23 protein-coding genes are annotated in these 25,618 nt (G+C 47.0%); 9 read left to right on the top strand and 14 right to left on the bottom strand.

The features are described from left to right. Nucleotides 1-7: 7 nt before the first annotated feature. The gene (locus ACSAZK_RS13815; RefSeq protein ID WP_440954668.1) at nt 8-679 is read left to right on the top strand and encodes an ABC transporter ATP-binding protein; all 672 of its coding nucleotides are present in this window, start codon (nt 8-10) and stop codon (nt 677-679) included. A gap of 1 nt (nt 680) precedes the next feature. Next, a complete protein-coding gene (locus ACSAZK_RS13810) occupies nt 681-1,490 on the top strand; it encodes an ABC transporter permease (RefSeq protein ID WP_440954667.1) in 810 nt (269 codons plus the stop codon). Between the two features lie 106 nt (nt 1,491-1,596). Here ACSAZK_RS13810 and ACSAZK_RS13805 read toward each other — a convergent pair whose 3' ends face one another. Further along, nucleotides 1,597-1,989 (bottom strand): thioredoxin family protein, encoded by a 393-nt coding sequence (locus tag ACSAZK_RS13805; protein WP_440954666.1) that lies wholly within the window; start codon nt 1,987-1,989, stop codon nt 1,597-1,599. Between the two features lie 387 nt (nt 1,990-2,376). Beyond that, nucleotides 2,377-2,808, bottom strand: coding sequence for a hypothetical protein (locus ACSAZK_RS13800; protein ID WP_197076091.1), 432 nt, complete (start codon nt 2,806-2,808; stop codon nt 2,377-2,379). Between the two features lie 771 nt (nt 2,809-3,579). Here ACSAZK_RS13800 and ACSAZK_RS13795 point away from each other — a divergent pair. Continuing rightward, nucleotides 3,580-4,302 carry an RNA ligase partner protein gene (locus ACSAZK_RS13795; protein ID WP_440954665.1) on the top strand — a complete coding sequence of 241 codons (723 nt, stop codon included), beginning with the start codon at nt 3,580-3,582 and terminating at the stop codon, nt 4,300-4,302. Nucleotides 4,303-4,687: 385 nt separating this feature from the next. Then, nucleotides 4,688-5,938 (top strand): methionine adenosyltransferase, encoded by a 1,251-nt coding sequence (locus ACSAZK_RS13790; RefSeq protein ID WP_440954664.1) that lies wholly within the window; start codon nt 4,688-4,690, stop codon nt 5,936-5,938. A gap of 23 nt (nt 5,939-5,961) precedes the next feature. On the opposite strand, the gene ACSAZK_RS13785 is transcribed toward ACSAZK_RS13790, so the two are convergent. The 3 genes from ACSAZK_RS13785 to ACSAZK_RS13775 form a co-directional block, all read right to left on the bottom strand. Then, a complete protein-coding gene (locus tag ACSAZK_RS13785; RefSeq protein WP_440954663.1) occupies nt 5,962-6,831 on the bottom strand; it encodes a geranylgeranylglycerol-phosphate geranylgeranyltransferase in 870 nt (289 codons plus the stop codon). Between the two features lie 165 nt (nt 6,832-6,996). After that, nucleotides 6,997-7,914, bottom strand: coding sequence for a quinolinate synthase NadA (gene nadA, locus ACSAZK_RS13780; protein ID WP_440954662.1), 918 nt, complete (start codon nt 7,912-7,914; stop codon nt 6,997-6,999). A gap of 415 nt (nt 7,915-8,329) precedes the next feature. Beyond that, nucleotides 8,330-9,145, bottom strand: coding sequence for an aspartate dehydrogenase (locus ACSAZK_RS13775; protein WP_440954661.1), 816 nt, complete (start codon nt 9,143-9,145; stop codon nt 8,330-8,332). A 346-nt stretch (nt 9,146-9,491) separates the two neighbouring features. Between ACSAZK_RS13775 and nadC the strand changes: the two genes are divergently transcribed. From nadC to ACSAZK_RS13760, 3 genes are all read left to right on the top strand, one after another. Further along, entirely contained in the window at nt 9,492-10,340 is an 849-nt protein-coding gene (gene nadC / locus ACSAZK_RS13770; RefSeq protein WP_440954660.1) for a carboxylating nicotinate-nucleotide diphosphorylase, read from the top strand. A gap of 202 nt (nt 10,341-10,542) precedes the next feature. Continuing rightward, nucleotides 10,543-11,802: a BatD family protein gene (locus ACSAZK_RS13765; protein WP_440954659.1), complete on the top strand. Its 1,260-nt coding sequence runs from the start codon at nt 10,543-10,545 to the stop codon at nt 11,800-11,802. Nucleotides 11,803-11,953: 151 nt separating this feature from the next. After that, nucleotides 11,954-13,066, top strand: a complete 1,113-nt coding sequence (locus ACSAZK_RS13760; RefSeq protein ID WP_440954658.1) for a cell division protein FtsZ — start codon at nt 11,954-11,956, stop codon at nt 13,064-13,066. 298 nt (nt 13,067-13,364) lie between these two features. On the opposite strand, the gene ACSAZK_RS13755 is transcribed toward ACSAZK_RS13760, so the two are convergent. The 9 genes from ACSAZK_RS13755 to hisS form a co-directional block, all read right to left on the bottom strand. After that, nucleotides 13,365-14,117, bottom strand: a complete 753-nt coding sequence (locus ACSAZK_RS13755; protein ID WP_440957026.1) for an ABC transporter ATP-binding protein — start codon at nt 14,115-14,117, stop codon at nt 13,365-13,367. Beyond that, nucleotides 14,117-15,208 carry a FecCD family ABC transporter permease gene (locus tag ACSAZK_RS13750; protein ID WP_440957025.1) on the bottom strand — a complete coding sequence of 364 codons (1,092 nt, stop codon included), beginning with the start codon at nt 15,206-15,208 and terminating at the stop codon, nt 14,117-14,119. The genes ACSAZK_RS13755 and ACSAZK_RS13750 overlap by 1 nt, the downstream gene beginning before the upstream one ends. Nucleotides 15,209-15,325: 117 nt before the next feature. Next, nucleotides 15,326-16,495, bottom strand: a complete 1,170-nt coding sequence (locus tag ACSAZK_RS13745) for an iron ABC transporter substrate-binding protein (protein ID WP_440954657.1) — start codon at nt 16,493-16,495, stop codon at nt 15,326-15,328. Between the two features lie 631 nt (nt 16,496-17,126). Beyond that, the gene (locus tag ACSAZK_RS13740) at nt 17,127-17,585 is read right to left on the bottom strand and encodes a 30S ribosomal protein S15 (RefSeq protein WP_048180540.1); all 459 of its coding nucleotides are present in this window, start codon (nt 17,583-17,585) and stop codon (nt 17,127-17,129) included. A 382-nt stretch (nt 17,586-17,967) separates the two neighbouring features. Continuing rightward, the gene (locus ACSAZK_RS13735) at nt 17,968-19,212 is read right to left on the bottom strand and encodes a hypothetical protein (protein ID WP_440954656.1); all 1,245 of its coding nucleotides are present in this window, start codon (nt 19,210-19,212) and stop codon (nt 17,968-17,970) included. A gap of 153 nt (nt 19,213-19,365) precedes the next feature. Continuing rightward, on the bottom strand, nt 19,366-19,983 hold the full coding sequence (locus tag ACSAZK_RS13730; protein ID WP_440954655.1) for a hypothetical protein: 618 nt from the start codon (nt 19,981-19,983) through the stop codon (nt 19,366-19,368). Next, complete coding sequence (locus tag ACSAZK_RS13725) at nt 19,958-20,563, bottom strand: hypothetical protein (RefSeq protein ID WP_440954654.1); 606 nt, start codon at nt 20,561-20,563, stop codon at nt 19,958-19,960. Before ACSAZK_RS13725 ends, ACSAZK_RS13730 begins: the two co-directional genes overlap by 26 nt. A 23-nt stretch (nt 20,564-20,586) precedes the next feature. Next, nucleotides 20,587-21,066, bottom strand: coding sequence for a hypothetical protein (locus tag ACSAZK_RS13720; protein WP_440954653.1), 480 nt, complete (start codon nt 21,064-21,066; stop codon nt 20,587-20,589). Nucleotides 21,067-21,448: 382 nt separating this feature from the next. Then, nucleotides 21,449-22,684, bottom strand: coding sequence for a histidine--tRNA ligase (gene hisS, locus ACSAZK_RS13715; protein ID WP_440954652.1), 1,236 nt, complete (start codon nt 22,682-22,684; stop codon nt 21,449-21,451). A 443-nt stretch (nt 22,685-23,127) separates the two neighbouring features. Between hisS and cobD the strand changes: the two genes are divergently transcribed. Beyond that, entirely contained in the window at nt 23,128-24,618 is a 1,491-nt protein-coding gene (cobD, locus tag ACSAZK_RS13710) for a threonine-phosphate decarboxylase CobD (RefSeq protein WP_440954651.1), read from the top strand. Next, the gene (locus tag ACSAZK_RS13705; RefSeq protein ID WP_440954650.1) at nt 24,615-25,613 is read left to right on the top strand and encodes a cobalamin biosynthesis protein; all 999 of its coding nucleotides are present in this window, start codon (nt 24,615-24,617) and stop codon (nt 25,611-25,613) included. The genes cobD and ACSAZK_RS13705 overlap by 4 nt, the downstream gene beginning before the upstream one ends. The last annotated feature ends 5 nt before the right edge of the window (nt 25,614-25,618 follow it).

The raw sequence follows: 25,618 nt of genomic DNA, 5'->3' as shown, positions 1-25,618 counted from the left end.
AAATTAGATGATGCAGGATGAAATAATCAGGTATGAAGGCGTCGGCATGACGTACAACAGTAAAAAAGTGCTTTCCGGTTTTAATCTGAGTATTAAACGGGGCCAGAAAATCCTGCTGAAAGGAAAGTCCGGGGCAGGGAAATCGACCTTATTCAAAATGCTGCTGGGTTTTGAAAAACCGACAGATGGGGCTCTCTATTACAGGAACCAGCCCGTGGACCCCAGCCATGTATGGGAAATTCGAAAAGAGGTCGCCTATGTGTCCCAGGAAACTGACCTGGGAGAAGGCCCCGTAAAAGTCCTGTTTGAAGAGATCTTTTCGTACCACCCAAACCGGGATAAAATGGACCCCGAAAAGCTGCAGGTACTCATGCAGGATTTCGAACTGGAAGAAGACACCCTTGATAAAAATTATGAAGATTTGTCAGGAGGGGAAAAACAAAGGATCGGGATCCTGATCGCCCTCATGCTGGGAAGAGAAATATTTCTCCTGGACGAAGCTACTTCAGCCCTTGATTCCGAGCTCAAGAAAAAGGTCGCGGACTATTTTCTGAAGCATGGGGAATGGACACTTTTTATCATTTCCCACGACCGGGAATGGGAAAGGGAAGAAGTGAAAGTCGTAGAACTCAAAAAACAGGCAGTTGAGGGAAAACAGATAACTGAAGGAGTAATTTAAGATGGTGGGCCCGGAAATACCAACCCCTGAAATAACGGTCCTTTCCCTGATCATGTGTTTCCTTCTGCTTGCCATTCCCCTGGCCATCAGCTACAGGATAAAGCTCCATATCATCAAAGCCACTTCAACTGCTGTTGCCCGAATGACTTCCCAGCTCTTTTTGGCCGGAGTGCTGTTAACGGTCGTCTTTGACCTTAACAACTGGATTTTGAACCTGGGCTGGGTGCTCGGGATGGTAACTGTTGCGACTTACACTACCATTAAAAATGTAGAACTTAAAATGGAAAAGCTCTTCCTGCCCGTTATACTTTCCTTTGCGATTACTAACCTCAGTGTGCTCCTGTATTTCAACGAATTCGTGCTGGACCTCGAAAACATCCTGGAAGCCCGCTTCCTCATCCCCATAGGAGGAATGATCCTCGGAAACTCTCTCAGAGGAAACGTGGTAGGGATAGGGGAATTTTACGAGGATATCCGAAGAAACGAAAACAGGTACCTCTACAACCTATCCCTGGGGGCAAAAAAGTACGAGGCACTCATGCCCTATATCCGGAAATGCCTTCGTTCGGCACTCCGCCCAACCCTTGCAAACATCGCAACAACCGGAATCGTTTTCCTCCCAGGCATGATGACCGGACAGATCCTGGGGGGAGTAACTCCCATCCTCGCAATAAAATACCAGATCACAATCATGATCGTGATCTTTGTCTCCACAGTAATGAGCACGACCTTTTGTATCCTGAGTACTATCCGGACTGCCTTCGATGAATACGGGCTCGTAAGAAAGGAAATATACAAGGGAAAAAAGTAAAACAGAAAGTGAAACATAAAAGTGAAACATAAAAGTGAAACATAAAAGTGAAACATAAAAGTGAAACATAAAAGTGAAACATAAAAGTGAAAGGCACGTAAAAAAATCACACGTAACCGGTAATATCCTGCCCTATGGGCGTAGTTTTCCTTACACAGTCATCTCCATATTCTATCATGTTCTCAACCGCACCTTTCAGGATAGAAGGATAGATCTGTCCGACCTGTTCCCACAAAGGCTTCCCGTGGCAGAAGATTTTGAATGTTGGAGTTCCCTGCACCCCATATCTCTCCGCAGTCCAGGGGTTCACTGCAATGTTAATCCGGACAAAGACCGCTGAGTTCCTGAATTCTTTAGCGTACTCTGCAAAGTAGGGCTCCATCACTTTACAGAAGGGACAGCCAGGGCTGTAGAACATTACAATAGCAGGTTTTCCAGAGCTTTCCACGAGTTTTCCCCAGGTAGAATCCTCGGCTTCAATTACATGATTTTCATCCAATTATAGCACCCCAGTATTAATCCAAAAAGAACTAAAAAATACTATGTTTATTACCCCTATTAAAATGTGACTTAAAAGAAGAGCAGTAAAACCAGAAGAAAAAAAAATCATACGAAAAAAACAGGGTAGAGAAACAAGAAAAATGGGAAGCCAGGATAAGTAAGACAGGAAAGCAGTAAAACTAAAACAAGAAAAACTAGACCAGAAAAACGAAATGGAGTAATATTAAAAGGTAAAAAGTAGAAAAACTATTTGAACAGAACTGCTAGAATAACAGTTCTGTCCTTTTCGGGCTAAAGACCCGCTAAGGAACTGAAATTTCGGTTATTATACCCTGAAATATGTTGGTTTCAAATCCTGGAGAGAAAAAGAAGCTCCACAAAAAACTCAAACTTCGTCTTTTTCATACTCGGGATTCATAATCTCGTCGTAGCACTCGCTACAGATGTAATTCTCATCGGTATGTACGCAAAGATCCACTTTGGGGCCGCTTGGCTTTGATATGGCTTCCCTGAATACGTAGAATTTCTCATTGAATTCTATTGGCTGTGCGCACCTTCCGCATACAAATGGCGGATTCTCAACAACATCAATTGCGCACTCGATACATATCAAATCAGACTTATCTCCGTGGACCTCCTTGAATGTGATTGGCTTCATATCGAGGCTTGTGTCTACTACAACTACATCCTCCAGAAGCTCCTGACCACATATATTACAATACTCCTTCATTGTGTTGCCTCCTTTCTGAAGAGGGTTCTTTGACAAACCTTTTTCAGAGCCTGCAAGAGGCTTTGTGCCCGCCGCACTTGTGCTCATTTGATCACCAGCTTTCCTTTATTGTATTATAGATTCCACACTTGGATTCCACACTTCCGAATTTCGCCACTTTGCCATTTTTCAATTTTTTTAGTCACCTGTAAATGCCCTGGATCCGGCACTATATTTTAGCCGGATTCAAACACTTACCAGTGTTTCAGCAAGGGAAATGTCAACCGGACCGAATTGGACAAACCCGACACGGCAAAAACATAGTTATTTTTATTTAAATGTTCATAAAGAAACGCTTTAAGCTCAGGGGTCAAAGCATCTCAAGAAATCTGCCGGAAATCCGGGCTTTCGGTCAATATTATCAACTTCCCTATGTAAATATACGTTTTGAAACTATATACAGTTATTCATTTTAGTCAAAATATGGCGAATAATAACATAAATAATAATTATAAATCAAACCCGGTAGGACACCCTGGAGAAAATACTGCCCACAAAATAAACAAAAAAATAGCCCACAAAATAAACAAAAAAAGCTAACGAAATTAAAAAAAAGCGGTTCAAAAAATAACAAAAAATAGCCCAGAAAGTAAACAAAAAAAGGTTCACAAAATAAAACAAAAATGAGAAATTAAAACAAAAATGAGAAATGAGATAAATGAGACAAAGAATTTTATCATTCCTTGTTCAATAGATGAAGGGGGAAGAAAAGCACGGTTCCTTGCTTCAAAAAATTCAGGCGAGACTTCTCCTGGAGAAACTTCTCTTAATTGTTTCCAGAATTTAGAAAAATGCGTATCAATCAACAGGACTGAAAAAATGCTCAAGCAAAGATTTGTGCTGGACACCACCGCACTGACTGACCTGCAGACCCGGGAGGTTATGGGTTATGCTGCCCTTTGCGAAGGGATGAAGGCAATCCTTGACCTGATAGCCGAAGCCCGTCTGCAGTTCGGGATAAGCTGTTATGTGCCATACCCTTCGGTCTACAAGGAGATGCACGAATTTGCCAGTCGAAACGGCTGCGACCGGGAAGTTATGGCAAAAATCGACACCTGGCTTGTGAAAAAATCCCCTGACAGGTACCAGGTGGACGTAACATCCCAGATCTTCCACGAATATGTGGCTTACATGCGGGAGAGGATCAACCGGGGGATGGGGGTAGCAGAAGATGCGATATGGGAAGCCGCAACTGAATGCCTCTTTATGGAAAACCCACAGAACAAGAAGAAGGAATACAGGGAAGAAGTGGAAAGAGAGGTCATAGGCGGGATTATCGGGAAATTCCGAAACAAGTATCGTGCAGCACTGCGCTACGGAATCCTGGACAGTGCCCCCGATATCGATGTCCTGATCCTGGCCAAGGAACTGGACGCTGCTGTGGTTGCAAGTGATTATGGAATTGAAAAGTGGGCTGAACAGCTAGGAGTCCGTTTCGTGCCCGCAAACACATTTCCGATGATGATCAGGGAATACCTCAGGCACGGCCCGGAAAGTGGAAAAGAGGCAGGGCAGGTATACGAAAACAACAAAGAAGAGTGAAAGGGCTGAAGAAACGGAATTTACGTGAATCATTTCGTTTTGAGCACTACATTTGATATATTCAGCACATAACCGGGAAGATAAGTGCCAACAGTTCATTGGAAATCATTCGGTTTACTGACAATTATTCGGTTTACTGACAATTATTCGGTTTACTGACAATTATTCGGTTTACTGACAATTATTCGGTTTACTGACAATTATTCGGTTTACTGACAATTATTCGGTTTACTGACAATTATTCGGTTTACTGACAATTATTCGGTTTACTGACAATTATTCGGTTTACTGACAATTATTCGGTTTACTGACAATTATTCGGTTTACTGACAATTATTCGGTTTACTGGAAATTTTGTATACAGGGGAATAGCGGGGGGAAAAATTTGAGAAATATCGTCATTGAAGAGTTGAAAGCTTCTGAAGTATATCGGCAAAGGGTAGAAGTCGTCGAGCGAAAAGGGCTCGGACATCCGGATTATATCTGTGACTCGATCATGGAACAGGTTTCGGTCCGCCTGTCGGCGGAGTACCTGAAAAACTTCGGGGCCATCCTCCACCACAACATTGACAAGGGCCTGCTCGTTGCAGGAGAAGTCGAGGGAAAATTCGGGGGAGGTAAAGTCATAAGCCCGATGCGGCTCATCTTTGGAGATCGGGCGACCTTTGAAGCAGGGGGGGTGGAAATAGATGTGCCGGGCATTGCTGTGGATACGGCAAAGCAATGGCTTTCCGGAAATCTCCGCTTCGTGGACCCTGAAAGCCTCTTTTACCAGGTGGAACTGAAAAAAGGCTCTGCCGAGCTCACGGACATTTTCAGCCGGGGAGGGGAAATCCTGGGGGCAAATGACACGTCTGCTGCTGTGGGTTACGCTCCCCTCAGCCCCACGGAAAGGCTGGTGCTCGAATGCGAACGTCACCTTAACTCCGGGAAGTTCAAGAAAGAACACCCGGAATCCGGGGAAGATATCAAGGTAATGGGGCTCAGGCACGACGGGGACATCCACCTGACCGTTGCCATGCCCCTCATGGACCGCTTCGTAGAATCGGAAAGCGATTATTTCAAAAAGAAAGGGGAGCTGCAAAGCAGGATTGAGGAGTTTGCCGCGGGCTTTGCAGAAAAAGAAAAGGCAGAAGCAGAGGCAGAAGCAAACGCAGAAACCTCCATCACCCTGAAGCCTTCGATTTCCCTGAATACCCTCGACATCCCGGGAAGAGGCCTGGAAGGAGTCTACACCACAGTTACGGGCACTTCCGCAGAAGATGCGGACTGCGGGCAGGTAGGACGTGGAAACAGGGTAAACGGCATCATACCCCTGAACCGGCCGGTAAGCAGCGAAGCCGCCGCCGGGAAAAACCCGGTAAGCCATATAGGAAAGATCTACAACCTGCTCTCCCACAGGATAGCGGACAGGATCTACCGACAGGTCCCCGACATAGCGGAAGTTTATGTATGGCTCCTTAGCGAAATTGGAACACCGATCGACAGGCCGCAGATTGCAACCGCCCAGCTGATCATGAAAAAAGGCTTTGCCGGGGATGTGGAAGAAGAAGCCGCAGAGGTCATAGAAAAAGAGCTCGAAAACATCCAGGCCTTCTGCACGGAACTTGCGGCAGGAAAGATTCCAATTTGCTAAAATTCCCGAAAATAGATAAAAACTCATGCCCCTGCAACAAAAGCTATCAGGGCAAAGAGCATGGCAATCTTGAACATTTTAGAGGATTTGGTGGGGGAGCCCTTTACCAGGAGCTGATAGATGGCCAACAGGAAGCCCAGGTCAGCCAGGAAAACGAGGTAGAGGTAGCGCATGCCCAGGATGGACATAAAGTAGGGGAGAGGGCTTAATAATACAGCCAGAAACCCGATAAGTACCGCAAGGTATCCCGCTTTTTTTGCCCCGATCCTGAGCGGAAGGGTGTCGGCGCCTTCCTGCCTGTCCCCTTCCATATCTTCGATGTCCTTTACGATTTCCCGGGCCGTAATGGCAAGGGCAGCGAGCAGGAAAAGGACAAAGAGAACTTCAAGCCCCCTAATCCCGAAAACCGAAGCCCCGAACAGGAAAGTAGAACCTGTAAGGTAACCTATGCTCAGATTTCCGAATAAGGGAGTGCTTTTCAGGGTTTTCGCGTAAAAGATCAGGAGCAGGGAATTGAAAAGGGCGATGGAACCGCAGGCAGGGTTAATCGAAAAAGCAAGGACCGTGCCCAGGGCAAAGAGGAAATAAGAAAAATAAAGGGCTTCCTTTGCACCCACCCTCCCGGAGGGAATCGGACGTTCAGGGCGATTGATGGAATCGATTTTGATGTCAAAAAAATCATTGATGGCATTTCCTGCCCCTGAAACGAAAAACACAACAAGGAATACAAGAACAACATCAAGGAAAGGAAAAGCCCCGGGCTGATACGAACTCAGGGGGTCCGAAGTAAGGATATTGAAAGCAATCAGAGTCCCTATAACAGCAGCAAACCCTGCCATAAGACAGTTTCCGTACCTCATCAGTTCCAGATATGTGCGTATTCCGGCAGACATCACAAGAAAGCAGCATTATAAAGTATTAAAAGTATCGGAAATGTCCGCCTGGAATCCCGTATGCCCAAAGGAGATAAAAATTCTAAAAAAAGGGAAAATAACTGAAATTACAAAAAAGGGAAAAAATAACTGAAATTACAAAAAAAGGAAGAAAGAGGAGTAAAATTACCGGTTGATTTTTACCGCAAGCATCCTGTCAAGAGCTTCTTTTGCCCTTTCCCTGACATCATCGGGAACGGTTACCACACTCTGCATGTTCTCAAGGGAAACAAGGAGATTTTCGAGGTTAACCATCTTCATGCTGGGGCAGCATGCGTATTCGGAGATGCAGTAAAATTTCTTTTCAGGAGCCTCCTTTAAAAGCGCATGTATCAGCCCGCATTCGGTCCCAACGATGAATTCCCTGGCTTTTGATTCTTTTGCATACACGATCATGCCCCTGGTGCTTGCCACTTTTTCGGCAAGTTTGAGAACCTCGGGGCGGCACTCGGGGTGAGCAATGAACTCAGCTTCGGGATGTACCTCTTTCATCCGCAGGACATCCTCCCTGAGGACCTGGTGATGTGTCGGGCAGTGCCCTTCCCAGGGAATGATTTTCTTATCCGTGTGAGTCGCCACATAAGCTGCAAGGTTTTTATCCGGCACAAAGATGACTTCATCGGCGTCAAGAGAATTTACCACTTCCACGGCATTTGCCGAGGTGCAGCAGATGTAGGACTCCGCTTTGATCGCTGCCGAACTGTTCACATAGCAGACCACAAGGGCATCAGGATGCATTTCTTTAAGCTTACGGAGGCCAGGCACATCCGCCATGTCAGCCATGGCGCAACCTGCATCTATTTCCGGCAACAGCACGGTTTTGTCCGGGCAGAGGATCGCGGCACTTTCCCCCATGAAATGGACGCCGCAAAACACGATTACATCCGCGCCCTGGCGGACGGCTTCCTGGCTCAAGCCCAGGGAATCCCCCACAAAATCCGCAACATCCTGGACTTCAGGGCGGGAATAGTAATGAGCAAGAATAACTGCATTTCGTTTTTTCTTCAACTCTTTGATCCGTTCTATAAGCTCTGCTTGCTGCATGGGACCACCGAAAATTTTTGAAAGGAATATGATTTGAAAATATAATTTACGATTTCTTTACAATTCATGAGGTTAATTTATGGGTTTGAGATTTCATCAAGTAATTTTGGCGCAAAATGAAATTCAAATAATCAGGCGCTAAAAGCGCACATAATACCTGTTAAGTTGAGCGTACCTGCTTAACTCTCCCGAACTATATAATCATTTGTGAGCACATTTCAGGTAGCAGAACGGAATTATAAAAAAGATATTATATAAATATATAATATGGGTAATAAAATTAGGATGAAGAAGAGGAGAAAGAAGGTGAAAAGGAAGAAAGTAAAAAAAGTGTTTTTGAGAAGAAAGTTTCAATCGTTTAAAGCAACCCTTTTAAAGCAACCTACTTAAAGTAACCTTTTAAAAGCAACATTATTCAGGTCCCGATCTGGAGAGGATTCACAATCTTTTTTAAAGTGGAAATCGCAGAAAGAGCAGCGAGATAGCTGGTACGGGGGTTCTCCGGCGAAGGGAGATTTTCGACTCTGGTAGAAAAAATGCCAAAATCACCTTCCACCCTGACCTCGTGAATATTCCGTGAAAGGGCAGGGTCAGCAATGACCTTAACCTTCGTTCGATCAAAACCAATTCCAGCAAGGCTGATAGTTGCTGAGACATTAACATTTGCAGGGAAAGCCTTCACGGCTTCGGAAGCCGGACCTTCAAATATCACGGTTTCACGGTCTATTTTTTTAAGGTCTATGCCCTTCTCCATAACAAAAGGAGCCCCTTCAAGCCCTGAAGGAGGTTTCCTGGTGGTCAGGGTTACAGAAGAGATATCTGCGGCAGATGCGGAGGTCAGCCCGTCTATTCCGACCACTGCGCCCGAAGGGAAGTAGAGTTTACGGTTGAACTTCCTGGCAAGCCCGAAGACCTTCTCCCTGAGTTCCCGGTCCGCAAAAGCGCCGACGCTCAGGACAATCACGTCACATCCTGCTTCAAGGGCTTGCGGGACGATTTCCCTAACTGCCCCATGGGAAGCGCATTCAACTAGCAGGTCCACATTTTTTACAAGTTTTTCAAGCTCCATATGCTGAGGCTTACATATATTTAACGAAGCCGCAAGATCCAGAACTTTACTTTTTGTAGAGTCGCAGAGCCCGTACATTTCAACATCTATCGCTCCTTCATCAACAGCCCTGCAAATCTGTCCGCCAATAAATCCACAGCCAACGATTCCGACTTTCAGCATACAAACTCCTGAAAAAATAATCAATAAATTCGAGATAATCCTTATAAAAAGCTCTCTGAAGCCCTAAGAAGAGGGAGAACTGAGGGGTACTGTATATACTCACCCTCCTTAAACCTTCTGTTGGCGGGTTTGCCTCATGTGTCTCCCATTTATTATCGCGACATACAAAACAAAAACGTAAACTAACCAGAAAATCAAATAACAGGAAAATCAAATAACAGGAAAATCAAATAACCAGAAAATCAAATAACAGGAAAATCAAATAACAGGAACATAAGGAATTTGATGAAAACTCCCGCACCCCTTATAAATCCCGGGCAACATAAAGTAGCATGGGTAAAACATCATGCTTATAAAAGATATCGAACGCTTTATAGAGGAAGATCTGGGATATGACGATGTTTCATGCACCATCGTGCCTGATGAACCTTCAGAAGCGGTTATATTCACAAAAGAAGATTGTACTGTTGCCGGAATAAGGGAAGCTTCGGCAATCTTTTCTTACCTTGGGGTCCGGGCCAAAACCGATCTGAAAGACGGGAACAGGCTCCGGGCGGGAGACGTTATTTTCCGATTGAGTGGGGGAGCGGTTTCCATTCTACAAGGAGAACGGCTGGCTCTTAACTTTCTCGGGCACCTGAGCGGGATTGCAACGCTTACCCGGACCTGCGTGGACATTACCAGGAAGCATTCGGAGCACACCAGGGTGGCATGCACGAGAAAGACCACGCCTGGGATCCGAAAATTTGAGAAGAGGGCTGTTGTTGCCGGAGGAGGGGACCCGCACAGGTTCAACCTCTCGGACTCGGTCATGATAAAAGACAACCATATCAAACTCATGGGAATCGAAGCCGCAATAAAAGCAGCCAGAAAGACGAGCTTTACCCGGAAAATAGAAGTAGAGGTAGAATCCGCAGAAGACGCCGTTCTGGCTGCAAGGATGGGCGCGGACATAATCATGCTAGATAATATGCAGCCGGAAGAAATCCGAAACACCCTGAAAGTACTGGAAGAAAAAGAGCTGAGAGGTAACGTTCTGGTCGAAGCCTCGGGCGGGATTTCCGGAGAGAACCTTAAAGAGTACACAAAAACCAGGGTAGATGTCATATCAATGGGTTCCCTTATCCACCGGGCCAGATGGATAGACATCAGCCTTGAAATGGTTAATTCGGGGGATACGTGGAGTCCGGAATAAGCCACCTTAATTGACATTTTAAAAGAACAAAATAAAAAAACCAGATAAAATTTTAAATGAAAAGAATAACAATGAAAAGAGGAAAAGATCATAAGCTTTATATCTGGTTTTGCTGAAGATAAATAAGCGTAAATTAAAAAAATTGAGAAGGAAAATGACCCCATAAAAAAATCTTTTTTTATAAAAACCTGAGGTAGCAGAATTGAAACTAAAAAGGATCCATATACCTGTTCTATGTGCATTTTTCATCCTGCTGATGCTCGGCGGCGCGGCATCGGCCAGAGCGGACGTATATGAAGGGGATATCGAAGAAGGAGACGGATACCAGCTGAACAACTACGTGATTGAAATCACGGATGTCTTTGTGGAAGCAAATACCGCCTCTTATTATGTGTACGAAAGGGAAAAGAAGGTTGAAGACGGGCTGCTGGACATAAATGAGAGTTTCGAATTTGATTTCGACGACGACGGAGAAGTCCAGATGCGCCTGAAGTCCGTACACGCAGGAGTAGTACCCAGAGCCACGGTCGAGATTACGATATCCAACTACAACATAGGAGACCTCTACATAAATGATCTCGTCGACGGAGGGCATTCCGCGGCAGACTTTGCAGGAGACCCCGAAATTGAAATAACAAAAACGGTTGACCGATCCGAAATCGGAATCGGAGAAACCATAACCGTGACGGTTAACGCAAAGAATGCCGGAAATGATGCCGCAAATAATGTGTTATTTACGGACCCCAAGCAGGAACACTTCGTCCTGGAAAAGACAACGTACGAAGTCACGGGTGCGGTCCCGGAAATCGACGTGGGGGAATCAATACCTGTATACATATATGAGTTAAAGGCAACAGAAGCAGGGACCTATGACCTCAAACCGGTCACTGCAAGTTACACCAACAGTGCATCTCAGGCTTACCAGTCAAATTCGAATACTCCTACGATAACCATAAGTGAGGGGAATAAAAAGAGCGCCCAGATAGAAACTTCAATGGATGTAAACCTGAATTCCGTAGAAAGAAACGGAAAAATTGTCTCAACCATCATCCTCAGGAATAAGGGTGACGCTGACGCAGAGGCTGTCCGACTGGACCTCACGCTTCCCCAGGGCCTCGAATATGAAGGGGGAGACGAGGACATAGAGTTAATAGGCGGGAACCCCAGGATCTATATCGACACTCTCCAGGCAAACAACGATAAAGAGTACAGCTACGTATTAAAGGCAAACGAAGTGGGTACCTACACCATTGCAGGAGAGCTTTCGTACGAGTATAACAACGAAGTGGACACCGAAAATATAAAAGAAAGTGCAGAGGTGAAAACCTCCAGCATTTACGTGACAAAAGGCAAGTTCGATTACCTCTTTGAACAGCCTGTGTACGTATACATAATCCCCCTCCTGATCCTTGGAGCAGTCGGTGTGCACATCTACAGAAAGCACAAAGAATACAAATACTAAGAGATTCTTTATTGAGGATAATTATCAACTCCATAATATTTAATGAAAGTATTCGAGGATTATCTCAGGCAACGCAGGCTTTTCGCGGTAAAAAAGCGTGAATAACCCCGGACAGGAAAAATGCTAACATATCCTAAAATGGAGGAGTTTCTTGCTCAACATACTGGTGATAGGAAACGGGCAGTGTGGAAACAGAATCCTTGATTCTGTCAACAAACATGCATTCGGCGGGGGTAAAAGCGGCAAGCTTGTCAAATTTTACTCCAAGCAAAAGTTTAAGAGTAACGTGCAAACCATCGCCTTCAACACTGCTGTCAATGACTTAAAAGAAATGAAATTCACAAAAGCAAAGGACAGAGTTCATATCCCCCACCTGCATGGCGTCGGTGCAAACCGGAACATAGGAAAGAAGGTGTTTGAAGAGAAAAGAGAGATGATCATGCGCCAGATCGAAGAGAAGGGCAATTTCGATATCGCCTTTGTGGTAACCTCGGCTTCCGGCGGCACAGGTTCATCTTTTACCCCCCTCCTCGTAAAGGAGATGAAAGAGCGCTATGATTATCCGGTTTACTGCGTCGTGGTCCTGCCTTTCAGGGAAGAAGGTACACTTTACCTCCAGAACGCGGCATTTTCCCTCCGGGAACTCCGCCAGAGTGGAGCTGACGGGGTCATCCTTGCGGACAACCAGTACCTGAAAAACATTGGCGGCAGTATCCAGGAAGCCTACAACGGGATCAACGACATGATCGCCGAGCGCCTGCTCTTCCTCCTCGACGCCCTGGACAGTGAAATGATGATGGTAACAGACCTCGGGGACTTTAAGACGGTCATGAGCGGGGGTGCTGGCCTGGCGACAATCGGCTTTTTCAGGGCTGAAAAGGAAATGCCTGTCAAAACCGCCATCCAAAACGCCCTTTCCCCCTCAGGCCTCCTATTTTCCACAGACGTCTATGATGAAGCCAGCAGGGCAATGGTCATCATCAAAGGCGACCGGAAATTCCTGAGCATCGACGATATCTCAAGCGAAATCGAGAAACTTTCCGGAGCTGTAGGACACGTCTTCAAGGGCATAGTAGTGCGGAACGGTGAATTCCCCCAGGTCCTTTCGGTCCTCACCCTGGAATCCGCCCACGAACTTGAAGAACTTTACAGTGTAGCCGTCCAGGCCATTCACCATGAAAAAGCGAAAAAGCAGAGGGTAGAGGAAGGAGCCGAACTGGACAAAACTTTTTCCCAGCTCGAAGGCCTTGAACCAGAATACTAAAAGAAAAAAACTGTGGAAAGCCTTTTCAAGCTTTCCTATCCCCATTTTCGTTTTTTGAAACTCCAGTCCTGCTTTTACAACCTTTTTAAAAAAATTTTTAAAAAACGGCTTTTTAAAAGCGGTCCGTTTACATTTTTTGAAAAGTAAACTCTGTTTAGCTTCTGGTAGCTCCTGCTAGATTCTGCTAGCTCCTGCTAGATTCTGCTAGCTCCTGCTAGATTCTGCTAGCTCCTGCTAGATTCTGTGTAGCTTACTCTGGGATGTTAGCGGGCTTACGGGGGGTCATGCGCCTGATTTTTTAACTTATCGGGATTACAAGCCTGAAACCGTTAAAGGACTCCACCATAACCGGCAGGCCATACACTGTTTCGATAACATCGGGAGTGATAATTTCAGGGCCACCCCTGGCGTAGATTTCCCCGTCCCTGATGATCAGGAAACTGTCAGCATAGCGGAGGGCCATGTTGATGTCGTGCATGGTCAGGACCACAGAGATTCCCTGGGCTTTTGCGATTCCCCGGATGGTATCCAGAATATCGACCTGGTTTTTGAGGTCCAGGTTGCTTGTGGGTTCGTCAAGGAGGATGAGTTCGGGCTCCTGGACAAGGGCTCTTGCAATTGCCACCTTTTGAAGTTCGCCCCCGCTCAACTGGTCAATGTAGCGAAGAGCCAGGTCTTCGAGACCAAGTGCGTTTACCGTTTCCTCAACGACTTCCCGGTCCCGAGCTTTCACACTCCAGCCAATCCGGGGTTTGCGGCCCAGGAGAATCGCATCAAAGGCCGTAAGTCTTCCCGTTTCCGAGCGCTGGGCAACATAGCCGAGCCGCTTTGCAATCTCATCCCTGCAGAGAGTGTGCAGGTTTTCCCCCTGCACCATGACGAGCCCCTTCTTCGGCTTCAGGATCGAATTTATGCAGCGGAGAAGCGTGGACTTTCCGACCCCGTTAGGGCCAAGCACGACCATTACTTCTCCGGGCAGGACTCCGAAATCAATACCTCTCAAAATTTCCCTTGTACCGTAATCAAACCCAAGATTTTGAACTTCAAGCATCAATGTCTATACCCCCTGACAAGCAGGTAGAGAAAAAGGGGCGCTCCCATGAATGCAGTCAGGATGGCGACGGGAAGCACATGAGGCGCCATCATCATCCGGGCTGCGGTGTCCGACGCGAGCAGCAAAAGCCCGCCCACAAGGCAGGAAGCCGGGAGCAGGAAGCGCTGGTCATCCCCCACGAAACGACGGGAGATGTGCGGGCAGACAAGCCCCACAAAACCAATAACACCAAGAAAAGCAACAATAAATGCAGTCACCAGGGAAGCTGCGAGCATACCCCAAAGCCGGATCTTTTCCACGTCCACACCGAGCCCTTTGGCAGTCTCGTCCCCGGCGTCAATAGCATTGTAATTCCAGCAGTTCAGGTAGAAATACAACAGTGAAGGAAGTACAACTGCCGAAATGATCGCAAGGTCTCCCCAGTCAGCCCGGCCTACATCCCCGAAGGTCCAGAAAACAACCGCCGCAAGCTGGACATCATCCGCAAAATACTGCAGGAACATCGTCCCTGCAGTAAAGAGGGAAGAAAGAGCAACACCCGTCAGGATCATCACTTCTGGAGAGGCCCCTTTATACTTTGCAATCGCCAGCAGTATGAAGGTAGTAAGCATGGAGAAAAGGAAGGCAACGGCGGTGGTGATATACGGGTTGTTCAGCATTACCGCATCCGCCCCGGTGCTCCGCATGGTGCCCGAACCGAGTACGATTACGGAAAAAGCCGCTCCAAAAGCAGCGGCATGCGAGATTCCCAGGGTGTAAGGCGAGCCCAGTGGGTTCCTGAGAATGGACTGCAGGGAAACCCCGGCAACCGAAAGCCCTATCCCTGCCACAATCGCGGTGAGAGCCCTGGGCAGCCGGATCTGCCAGATAATCGTGTTCGAATTGCCCAGGTCATCCCCTAGAAGCACTCTTGCGACATCCATAACGGAGACATTTGCAGCCCCCACAGCTATTGAATGAAGAAAGAGCAGGATCAGCAGAAGAATTGAGAGGAAAATAAATGTGAATTTCCTCCCTATATACCTGGAGTAGGCAGAAGAAACCGAATCTCCCCCTAATTTTACCCCGGATTCGTTTACCTTATTCATCCCAGCAGTCTTGGTCAGGTCCATTGTAGCAGCCTTTATTGAGTCATTAAAGATTAAAGGAGGGTTAAAGGAAGATTAAGAAGGAAAGTTACCGGGGGCCTTTAAGCCCTTATCCGGTCACTCAAGAGAAAGTTTTCCGTATCCTCCCTTGAACCCGATTTCCATCATATCGTACACATCTTCCCCATTCTCTTCAAAGAGGAAAGTATAGATTTCATCGGTCTTTGCGCCAATATCAATATCAGCAAACTGGTCCGGGTACACAATAGTCCCTGCGTAGTAGGCATCCGCAAGTACAGAACCATGGTTAGAACTGTACCAGTTGTAAGGCAGGATGCCGTAGACCTCCCCCTCCTTCACTGCAGTCAGAGTCTGGTAGGCAGGGTCTTCTTTAAGTTCGTCCAGAGCCGAAGGCGTTGTCTGGTAGGTGGACAGGTCAACGAAAAGAATGCCAGGGTCCCATTCCATTATTGCTTCCTTTGAGGCATCGGCATGGTCCGTACCCATCTCACCTGCAACATTCTTTGCATTTATGAACATGAAAGGAGGATAGGTAGGTTCGGTGGACTGGAAACCATGAGGGCCCGCATAGGCAATTCCACCCACAAAAACACTCATTTTCTCCTCGTCAGGGATATCCGCAGTCCGGGACTCCAGGTCGGCGATAGCAACATCAAAGAAATCGATGATTTCTTCTGCCCTTTCCTCCCTGTCCATGACTTCTCCCATGATCCTGAGAGAACTGTACATGTCATCACGGTAGACTCCAAGGTTTCCGTAATTAAGTGCAACCACCGGAATGCCGGTCTTGGCCGAAAACTCATCAGCATCGGCGGGGGAAAGCACATAGGTCCAGAAAATCACATCAGGCTCGGCTGCAACGACCTTTTCGGGATCGGTGTTCCCGCGGAATTCCCCGATAAGGGGCATTTCCTGAAGCCAGGGGTTTGCGATTGCATAGGGTCGGCGGTTTTCGTCCTTCCGGAGTTCGATATCTTCTACCCCCACCACAGCGTCCTGGGCTCCCAGGTAGCAGAGATAGCGGAGGGCTCCTGCCCCCTGGCAAACTACTTTTTCAGGGTTTTTCGGAACGATTACCGTCCGTCCAAGCCCATCCGTGATAGTTATCATTTCCGTGTCCGAACTGGCATCGGAACCTTTGACAGCTTTGTGCCCGCTTTCATCCCCGGCATCCGACTCGGAAGAGGAGCCAACACACCCGGCTGACACACATGCCGCCACCAGCACAAGTACGAGGAGAACACACAGATATTTTTTATGAATCACACAAACCAACTCCATATTCCATGAACACAACATGCGTTTCATGACCGGAAGAACTTTCAGATCAGATTTAGTTCAAAACCTGCAACAATCATATGTAGATAAAAATTCTTATGTTTCTGCAAGATAATAATCAAAATTTTAGTAATACCAAGTTATATGGATATTAGTGTTAATGTATAAAACTTACGATTTAGTCAGCGATTAATGAAAACTAATAATCAATAAATGAGGGACAGTAATAAACACCGTTAAGGGAAAAAACGGGAGTATTAAAAACAGAATGTATAAAGAGAGGCAAAAAAGTAACAGCTTTAAGCCCGTATTTCCAAGCATATAAGTGTCGCTTGATATCGAACAATTTGCTTAGATTTAACTATGCATTATACAGTGCCAAATCTCAACATCGCAATCAATTAACCTTGTAGACTTGAATAAAAACATATCTGCGTCTAAAAAGACAGAAGTTAGGTGACAGGGACAAAGGGTTCCGAAGCAAAAAGTGCAGTGGCAAAAACTCAAAAAACACAAAAAAACTCAAAAAACATCAACAATTTTTCCTTAAAAAATGGTCAAAAGGGGCTCCTGCCGGAAAGGCAAGAAGACCCTTAAAAATTCGAATTATTTTTCGAAATTACCTGGTAATCATCATTTCAGCGGTCTCAGGCTTGTAGAGCCATTCCTTGGGGAGTACCTTTTCCTGGTGGTAGTACTTAACAAGTCTGCGGATCTTGGATTCGGTCAGCTGGAGAGAACGCTTGTTGTGGACGTCCTTCTTGTTAATTGCAAGGTGCTTCCTGAGCCCGAGGGCCTTGACGATCAGGTTGTAGAGGTCTTCAGGGACATTTGGAGCAACATTGTTTTCCTTGAGGATAGCTGTGATCTTCTTGCCTGTGAGAAGTTTCACATCAGGAACTCCGTAGCGATCCCTCAGGATCATTCCGATTTCTGAGGTTGCTACACCCTGTTTCCAGAGGTCAAGCACTACTCCGGTAGCCTCTTCCGCACTAACCTTGCACCACTCTGGCACTTCGGTCCTGTTGGGTCTGGTAGATGAAGACTTACCTTTACTTCTTGTATGCATTTTAGCCATGTGTCATTCTCCTGATATCGATTGATCAGCACCCGGAGGTCCATGTACCGGGCTGAAGTTATATCTTTACCGATTATAACGGACCAATTACACCGATCGGGAGATTTTTTTCCGTCACAGCAACTACTGCCGTATGACTTTTTACAGGATAAGTATTCCTGAATAAAGCGGGAGTTTTTCGGTAAAAGCGACTCTAGTAAGCTCAGCATGTAATATATACTTTGTGTTGAAGGAAAAGGCAGAGGAAGCGGCGAAAGAACCTCTTTTCAGGGCTGAAAAATTTATTCTTGCAGCACTCTTCAAGATTACCGCCCTTAACGGGGGAAGGAGAGATACTGAAGTAAGAGAAATACTGAGGAAGGAGAGAAGCCTTCCCAGGAACTCAGGAAGGTCCCCAGAGGCTCAGGACTATTCGAGCCCCTCCCGGATTTACCTGCCTGTAAACCGATTCCACCTGGGCATCCCTGAGGGCCTGTGCCTCTGAGAAATCTTCAGCCCCTACCATGCCCGAAACGGTCCGGTTGATTTCCCCGGAAAACTTAGCTTCAAGCCCTGTCCTTATTTCCTCCTCAAGAACGGCAAGCAGGAGGGCCTGAAGTACCGGGAGGTCGGAAGCTGAGACATTCTCAGGGCTGATTCCGGATTCAAATTTAAAATCGGTTTCAAGCAGTTCCGCGAAAAAAACCAGGAACGCTTCTTCCGGGCTTAGGGAGCTCACGACCCCTGAACTTTCCGGAACCCCGTAGAGCAGCGTCTGCATGGACTCATCTGCGTCCTCTCCGAAAACCGAGCCGAAATATTCCGATGGGAAAAGAAGTTCCGATACCGCCCTTGCCCCTTCAAGAGCAGCGGCATCAAGGACGGAATCAAAAGCTACAGAAAGGTTTTCCGCGGCTTCCCCCTCGGAAACATTGAGGGAGCTTACAAGGACGGTATCACTCACAGGACTCAAGATAGCTTCTTTTGAAGGGGCATAGGTACCAGGAGGCATGGAAAGCTTTGCACTCTGCCGGATGGCATTGGCAGGCGCTTCATCCCCGATGATAAGTTCGCTCCCGAGAGGGAAGGCTTTCACAGGATACCAGTAGGCTTCAAAGCGATAGGAGAACCTCCCTGCAAGTTCCCGGTCCAGGTAAGCCGTAACAACATCCGAAACCCTTGCGTTATAATCGGCAGCCAGGGGATTGAGGGAAACGGAAGAGCCATTGTCCGAAAGCATAAGGGAAAGGGCAAGGTATTCTGCAGTCAGGTCGGCAAAAGTACGGTGTTTCTGCTCTTTCCCAAAAAGGGTGCGCACAGGACTTTCAACCACGGAATTTTCGGGCAGTTCAAGCCCTAAAACCGAAAAAGGGGAGATTTCATAATCGAAATCTTCAAACTTGCAGGAGAGAAGCGTCTCCAGCAGGTGGGAATCCATTTCTGAGCCTGCCGTGTAATAAGCCGCTTCATACTGTCCCCCTGCCTGCAAGGAAGGCATAAGCAGGACTCCCGCAAGTGAGATCAGAACAAGCAAAAAGAGGGCATCAAAGACCGTGGAATAAGCGGACAAATCCAACGCCCGGAGTTTTCTGCCTTCCAAAATATCCCCAATCTTCCGGCCCAGAACCGTCCATTTCCTGTCTGTCAATTATTCCGACCCTCCAATAATCTTATCCAATGCTCTCCGGCTCCTCACCACTCATTTATTTTAATCATATCCAGGAATTAAATCCAGAATTAAATCCAAAAATTGAATTCGGAAATTAAACCCAGAGTGTTTCATTTGCTCAGGACCCCCTTTTCAGACCCACCCCGGTTGATAGAGTACAACTGTCAGAGTCCCGGGGACCGATTCTGCGGGGTTCAATTCGATAACTACCGGTACGGAGGCAGCAATACGGTCCATTTCTTCAAGGAAAAAAACAGGGTCTATGCCATCTGGAATAATCTCCCACTTCCATTTTCCATCCAGCGTCCTGACCTCAATAAGGAAAACATAATTTCCCGAAAAAGCCGCAAAAAGCCGTTCCCTTTCTACATTCCCCTCAGAGCCCAAAAGTCCGTCGAGAACCTCGGCAGAGAGGAGGCCAGGATTTCCAGCCCTCAGGACAGGGGACCCGGCAAGGGATTCTGCCAGGAGAGAAGCGCTTTCGTAGTGTTCAAGGGCAAAGGAACGATCCTCGTAGCCCAGATAACCCTGGGAGAGCAGGGCGGCAAAGACAACAAAACCGATTACAGCAAGAGCTGTAGAAAGGATGTCAACCTGAGGCTCAAGCACCCCACTTTCGTCCCGGAACAGCCCGGAAAAGGGTTTTCCGGAAAGCTTGCCCGGAATTTTTCCTGAAATTTTTCCTGAAATTTTTCCAGGAACCTTCCCGCTAACAAAAGAAAAATCATTGATAGATGAGGATACACACAAAACCCGACACCTCCTCCCCTTCCTTAACATAAATGAATTCCTTCTTTATGGAGACAGCTTTAGCAACATCCAGCTCCTTTTCCCCGGCACCGACAGCCGAAAGATACTTTGTTATTTCCGAATAGTCCGAAGGCAGAGGGTCTTCTCTGCTCCCTTCTGCCCCGAACCTATCCAGAAGCTTTCCCCGCAGCTCAGTTTCATTGAAAGGCAAAACCCTGAAAGCAAAAGGTTTTACTGCCCTGACCGTTTTTCCGTCAATTTCGGTTTCCAGCCGAAAGTATTCCCCTGAAACGTACGCCTCAACTCCCCGCTCGAAAGGAGAAACCTGAAACCGGCCAAACTCTTCAAAATGATAGAGGAACTCAGAGGACTCCCCCTGGAAACTTCCAGCTCCGACCTCATCCACAGCAGCTTTGAAATCCCTTGCAGCGGCATCAAGCTCTTCTCCGGCTTCAAAGTCTCTGAAACCGGCCCCCAGCTGAAAAAGGGCTGCAAAAAGGATGACACTTGCAAGAATAAGGGCCGCTTTCGAGATAAGGAAATCAGCCCATGCGGACTCATCCTCCAGAATTTTCCTCACAGAATTCCCCCTGGTCCTGAAAGTCATACCCAACCCACCGCTTCTTCATCTACTTCTTCATCTACTTCTTCATCTGCTCCCTGCAAACCTTCACTTTCAGATCCGGAAACCAGCACGAATAACCTCCCAGTCTCAGGTTCAATAGCAGTTTCAAGAACCAGCCTGTGCCGTCCGGAACCCAAAATTGCAGGCCCTTTCATGGCCGGACCCGAAAAGCTTGCTGATGAGGCGTGAAAACCTACCCTCCCTCCCATGCTTAAATAATAATTATGGGCATCTGCCGGCCATTCTCCTTCCCTTCCGGGAAGGGCTCCGAAACCGACTTTTACATCTTCCGGGATCCTGAGCTCCAGGGTAACCTCACTACCCGCTCCACGAAGAGAGAGCTGTTCGGCCGCAACTGTGAGTTTCGAAACTTCAGCCGCAGCTTCCCGTTCCTTTTCATCCTCAAGAAACCCGGAGAGGAAAATAGAGGAAAGCACCAGAAGAGCGGCAAAAAGCAAAGCTCCCACCGAAAGCCTGAAAGGCAGTCCGAAGACTGCAGACTCGTCACCCGAAATGGATACCCCTAAAACCGAAACCTGACCAACCGTAACTCTAACCCCACTCTTTGAATCCCTGAAATTAAGGAATAAGAATATACAAAGTTTGCAATAAGTATATAAAAAATTTTACATCCAAAAAAGATTCAGTAATTAAAAGAGAGTTGGAAGGAAAAAAGAAAGGGACGAAAATTAAAAGAAAAAAGAAAGCAGAGAAAGCGGAGAAAATGAAGAAGACAAAAAACAAAGAAAATCGAAAGAAAACAAAAAACAAAGAAAATCGAAGGAATAAAGAAAACAAAGAAAATCGAAAAAGATATTAAAGAGAAAAAGTCCTGCGGCTTTACTGCCGTGAGACCTTTCCAATAACTTCTTCCAACGTAAGAGAGTCCTGTTCTCCGGATTCCATGTCTTTCAAGGTCAGTTTTCCGGCTTCGATTTCTTTTTCTCCCACGATTACCACATAGTCGGCATTAATGTTGTTTGCAAAGGAGAGCTGGGCCTTGAAGTTGCGCTCCATCAGGTCTACATACACGGGCACGTATTCCCTGAGCTTGTTTGCGAGTTTGACGGCTTCCAGGTGGGTTGCCGGTTTTGAGACCAGTACCAGTTTCTTCGGTTCTTCGGGCTCAAGTTCGCAGATTTCCATGATCCTGTCAAAGCCGATCCCGAAACCTGTCGAAGGCACGTCACCGCCGCCAAAAAGCTGGATCAACTGGTAGGAGCCCCCGCCGCAGACCTGCTTCTGGGCACCCAGGCCTTCACCGTAGACTTCAAAGACCATTCCGGTGTAATAATCAAGCCCTCGAGCGATCCCAAAGTCCAGGGAATACTCAACACCGTACGCGTCAAGGAGTTCCAGGGTCTTTTCGAAACTTTCGAGTTCCGGGATGTTTCCTACGATTTCCTTTACCTGTGGGAGAATTCCCTTGCCTTCCAGTTTGATCAGCCTGAAAAGGTTTGATCTCAGGGCTTCACCGGCATCGATCTCTTCAAGCAAGGATTCGAGCCCCTCATACTCTTTCTTGTCCACAAGCCGCATTATCTTGCTCACGGTCTCAGGGTCAAGTTCCTGCAAAATAGTGCGGATCACGGCCAGGTTCCCGATTTTCAGGTCACCTTTGATCCCTGCAGCCTTTAACATTGCATTTGCCAGGGCAATGACCTCGGCATCTGAGTCGGGCTTGTTGGTCCCGATAAGTTCTACTCCGAACTGCCAGAATTCTCTGAAACGGCCCTTTTGAGGGCGCTCATAGCGGAAGCAGTTTTCAAAATAGAACAGCTTCAGGGGTTTAGGGAGGGCCTGCAGTTCATTTACATACATGCGCATGACAGGAGCCGTGAGTTCGGGCCTGAGGGTCATGGCCCTACCACCCTTGTCCATGAAGTTGTAGAGTTCTCCTACGATCCCTTCCCCTGACTTCAGGGTGAAGAGGTCCAGATGTTCGAACGTGGGAGTAATAACCTCGCTGTAGCCCCAGTTGCGGGCAACATCCCTCATTATGCTTTCCACGTACCTTCTCCGGGAAGTATTGGCAGGTAAAAAGTCCCGGGTCCCTCTTGGCCTATTGACTGTCATTTTTAAAAGCACCTGAATTCGATCGAATTAAACGAAATTATCGGTAAATGAAACAACCGGTAAATAGAATTTATCTTTGATAAATAATCGGTAAATGAAATATTATGTGAACCAAATATTATGTGAACCAAATATTACGTGAACCAAATAATATATAAATGGAATAACGTGCAAATGGATTTCGAATGGTAGTAGTTAAAAACAAGCTATTTTACCTTTTCGATGTTTGCCCCAAACCCGCAAACAGGGGGTATCGAACACTCATGAAAACAAGATATAAACACAGAAATAGTATATTAATTTTGTAAAATAAAGTAGAATGGATTCCAACAGGCATATTTTTCGAGATCAAACAACCTCAAAGCAAATAAAGACAAGTTTAAACCTACTAATATAATAAACAACTTAATATACCTGATTCACTGTAAATATTTGCGATTAACGTGTCAGAGCAAAGAAGTGTACCTGTAAGGGAGCATCTGCTGAATCTGGAACCCTGCCGACATGGAGGGCTTATCCAGGAAACTTCGGAGAAATACGGGATTCCCGAAAGTGAAATTCTTGATTTTAGTGCAAACTTCAACCCGTTGGGAAGCCCCTTTGAATATCCAGGAAGTGGACTGGACTTTGATGAGATTATAAAAAATAGTCTCGGAAAAATTCTGGAATACCCTGACAACAGATATCTGGAGTTCCGGGAAGCCGCAGCCAAATTCGTGGGGCTTGGAGTATCCCCCGAGAATATCATCCCGGGAAACGGCTCGACAGAAATCATCCGGCTCCTCGTTGAATGTGTGATTGAGAAGGGAGACAAAGTCCTCATCCCCTGGCCCACTTTCGGAGAATACGAAATGCAATGCCGGATAATGGGGGCTGAGATCGAATACCCTTCCCAGGAAGAAATTGAAACCCTTCCGGACGAAGTTCTGGAAAAGGCAAAAATCCTATTTATATGCAACCCGAACAATCCCACCGGAAAACTGCGCACAAGAAACCAGCTGAAAGCCCTTGCAGAGCGTTGCAAGGCTCACAAAACCTTACTTTATGTTGATGAGGCCTTTATCGACCTATCTGACCCTGCCCAGAGTGTGGCAGACCTCACGGCTTCCAACGACTATGTCTTTGTAATGCGTTCGCTTACCAAAGCCTTTGCGATTCCTGGTGTCAGGATGGGCTTTGGGATTGCTTCTCCCGGAATGGCTGGAATCCTGAACACAGCCCGACTTTCCTGGAACCTGGGGACAATCGCAAATGCGATCGGAACCGCCCTCCTGAACATGGAAGGTGGAGCCTGCAGCCAGTACCTTGAAGAATCAAGAGTAGCAATCAGGGAAGAAGGAAGGCTCCTGAAAGCAAAGCTTGACAGGGTCAGGGGTTTTGAGGTCGGCGAGGTAAACGTCAATTATATCTTTGTCGATATCAGCGGGTTCATGCTTGACTCAGGGGAACTAAGCAAGCGCCTGGCAGCCCGAGGGATCCTTGTCAGGGACTGTGCCAACTTCCAGTGCCTGGGAAAGGATTTCATAAGAGTTGCAGTCAGGCCCGCAGAAGAAAACGAGAAGCTCATAGCCGCAATCGGAGAAGTGATTACCGAATGGGGCAGGGAGCAGGCGAAGCAGGAACTCCAGCATGTGATTGAAAAAGCGGCCGAAGAAGGAATAGGCGGCCGAAAGACCTGCGAATACTACCCCTGTCACTTTGAAGGCCAGAACTGTACTTTCTGCTTCTGTCCATTCTATCCCTGTGAGGACGAAAGGACAGGCGGGAAATGGATTAAGAGTTCCAGGGGCGGGAAGGTCTGGAGTTGCGTAGACTGCCACCTTGTCCACAAAACGGAAATCGCCCAGCAGATCCTGGACTGCCTCATGCATGAAGGCGATACCGAAGAGCTCGTGAAAGTTGCCTGGAAAAAGGTGATGGAGCCCATTTTATGATCATTCCGGACAGCGGACATCTTGCGCTGGTACTCCTGCTAGCTGCGGCCCTCGATGTTGTGTTTGGAGAGCCACCGGCAGCCGTACACCCCGTGGTCTGGATAGGGAAACTTATAGGTATCCTGAAAAAAGCGGCCCCGAAAACCCACAGAAAGTTATACGGGGTTGGAATGGCGCTATTCTGCGTGCTTTTTGCAGCCCTGATAGGTTATTCGGCGATCTACATTGCTGCCCTTCCCTGGATACCAGGAATTCTCGGGCTTCTGATCGAAGCTTACTTCCTGAAAGCAACCTTTGCTATCCGATGTCTTCTCACCCCGGCCCGGGACATATACAAAAACCTGGAGAAAGGAAAGCTGGAAGCGGTCAGAGAACTGCTCCCTATCTACGTGAGCCGGGACCCTGAAAAGCTGAACAGGACCCAGATGTCATCGGCAGTTGTAGAGTCTGTTTCCGAGAATTTCGTAGATGGCATACTGAGCCCGATATTCTATTACGCCCTTTTCGGGGAGCTCGGGTTAGTAGCCGCATACGCATACAAAGCCATAAATACCCTTGACTCTATGGTAGGCTACAAAACCGAACCATACAGGGAACTCGGATACTTTTCGGCAAAGTCCGACGATGTGCTCAACTGGATCCCTGCTCGTATTTCCGTGTTTTTTATCCTTATTGCAGCCTTTTTTATTGCTCTGATCCCGAGAAACGAAGGAAAAGTAAACCCTCTGGAAAGCATAAAAAGCGCTATAAAAGACGGGGCAAAGACCCCTTCTCCAAATTCAGGATATCCAATGGCAGCCACTGCCGGGGCCCTCGGGGTGAAGCTCGAAAAACCCGACAATTATGTGCTTGGGGCAGCGTATTCTCCCACGGAAGTAAAGGATATAAAAAGGGTATCCCAATTGATAGCAATCGCATCAGGGTTCTCACTTGCCGTCTTTGCGGCAGTGATCCAGATCCTTTGCGTCCAGCTATCAGCGATTCTGTATCTGTGACCCTG

This window comes from Methanosarcina sediminis, from assembly GCF_052056915.1.
Classification (GTDB): Archaea; Halobacteriota; Methanosarcinia; order Methanosarcinales; family Methanosarcinaceae; genus MTP4.
Note: the sequence above shows the minus strand (reverse complement) of the source record. Positions and strands in the feature narration are given on the sequence as shown.

Bases quoted from the DNA above. Each gene is read 5' to 3' on its own strand.
- ACSAZK_RS13815 (WP_440954668.1), top strand. From the start codon at position 8: ATGATGCAGGATGAAATAATCAGGTATGAAGGCGTCGGCATGACGTAC.
- ACSAZK_RS13810 (WP_440954667.1), top strand. From the start codon at position 681: ATGGTGGGCCCGGAAATACCAACCCCTGAAATAACGGTCCTTTCCCTG.
- ACSAZK_RS13800 (WP_197076091.1), bottom strand. From the start codon at position 2,808: ATGAGCACAAGTGCGGCGGGCACAAAGCCTCTTGCAGGCTCTGAAAAA.
- ACSAZK_RS13795 (WP_440954665.1), top strand. From the start codon at position 3,580: ATGCTCAAGCAAAGATTTGTGCTGGACACCACCGCACTGACTGACCTG.
- ACSAZK_RS13785 (WP_440954663.1), bottom strand. From the start codon at position 6,831: ATGTCTGCCGGAATACGCACATATCTGGAACTGATGAGGTACGGAAAC.
- nadA (WP_440954662.1), bottom strand. From the start codon at position 7,914: ATGCAGCAAGCAGAGCTTATAGAACGGATCAAAGAGTTGAAGAAAAAA.
- ACSAZK_RS13775 (WP_440954661.1), bottom strand. From the start codon at position 9,145: ATGCTGAAAGTCGGAATCGTTGGCTGTGGATTTATTGGCGGACAGATT.
- nadC (WP_440954660.1), top strand. From the start codon at position 9,492: ATGCTTATAAAAGATATCGAACGCTTTATAGAGGAAGATCTGGGATAT.
- ACSAZK_RS13755 (WP_440957026.1), bottom strand. From the start codon at position 14,117: ATGCTTGAAGTTCAAAATCTTGGGTTTGATTACGGTACAAGGGAAATT.
- ACSAZK_RS13750 (WP_440957025.1), bottom strand. From the start codon at position 15,208: ATGAATAAGGTAAACGAATCCGGGGTAAAATTAGGGGGAGATTCGGTT.
- ACSAZK_RS13740 (WP_048180540.1), bottom strand. From the start codon at position 17,585: ATGGCTAAAATGCATACAAGAAGTAAAGGTAAGTCTTCATCTACCAGA.
- hisS (WP_440954652.1), bottom strand. From the start codon at position 22,684: ATGACAGTCAATAGGCCAAGAGGGACCCGGGACTTTTTACCTGCCAAT.
- ACSAZK_RS13705 (WP_440954650.1), top strand. From the start codon at position 24,615: ATGATCATTCCGGACAGCGGACATCTTGCGCTGGTACTCCTGCTAGCT.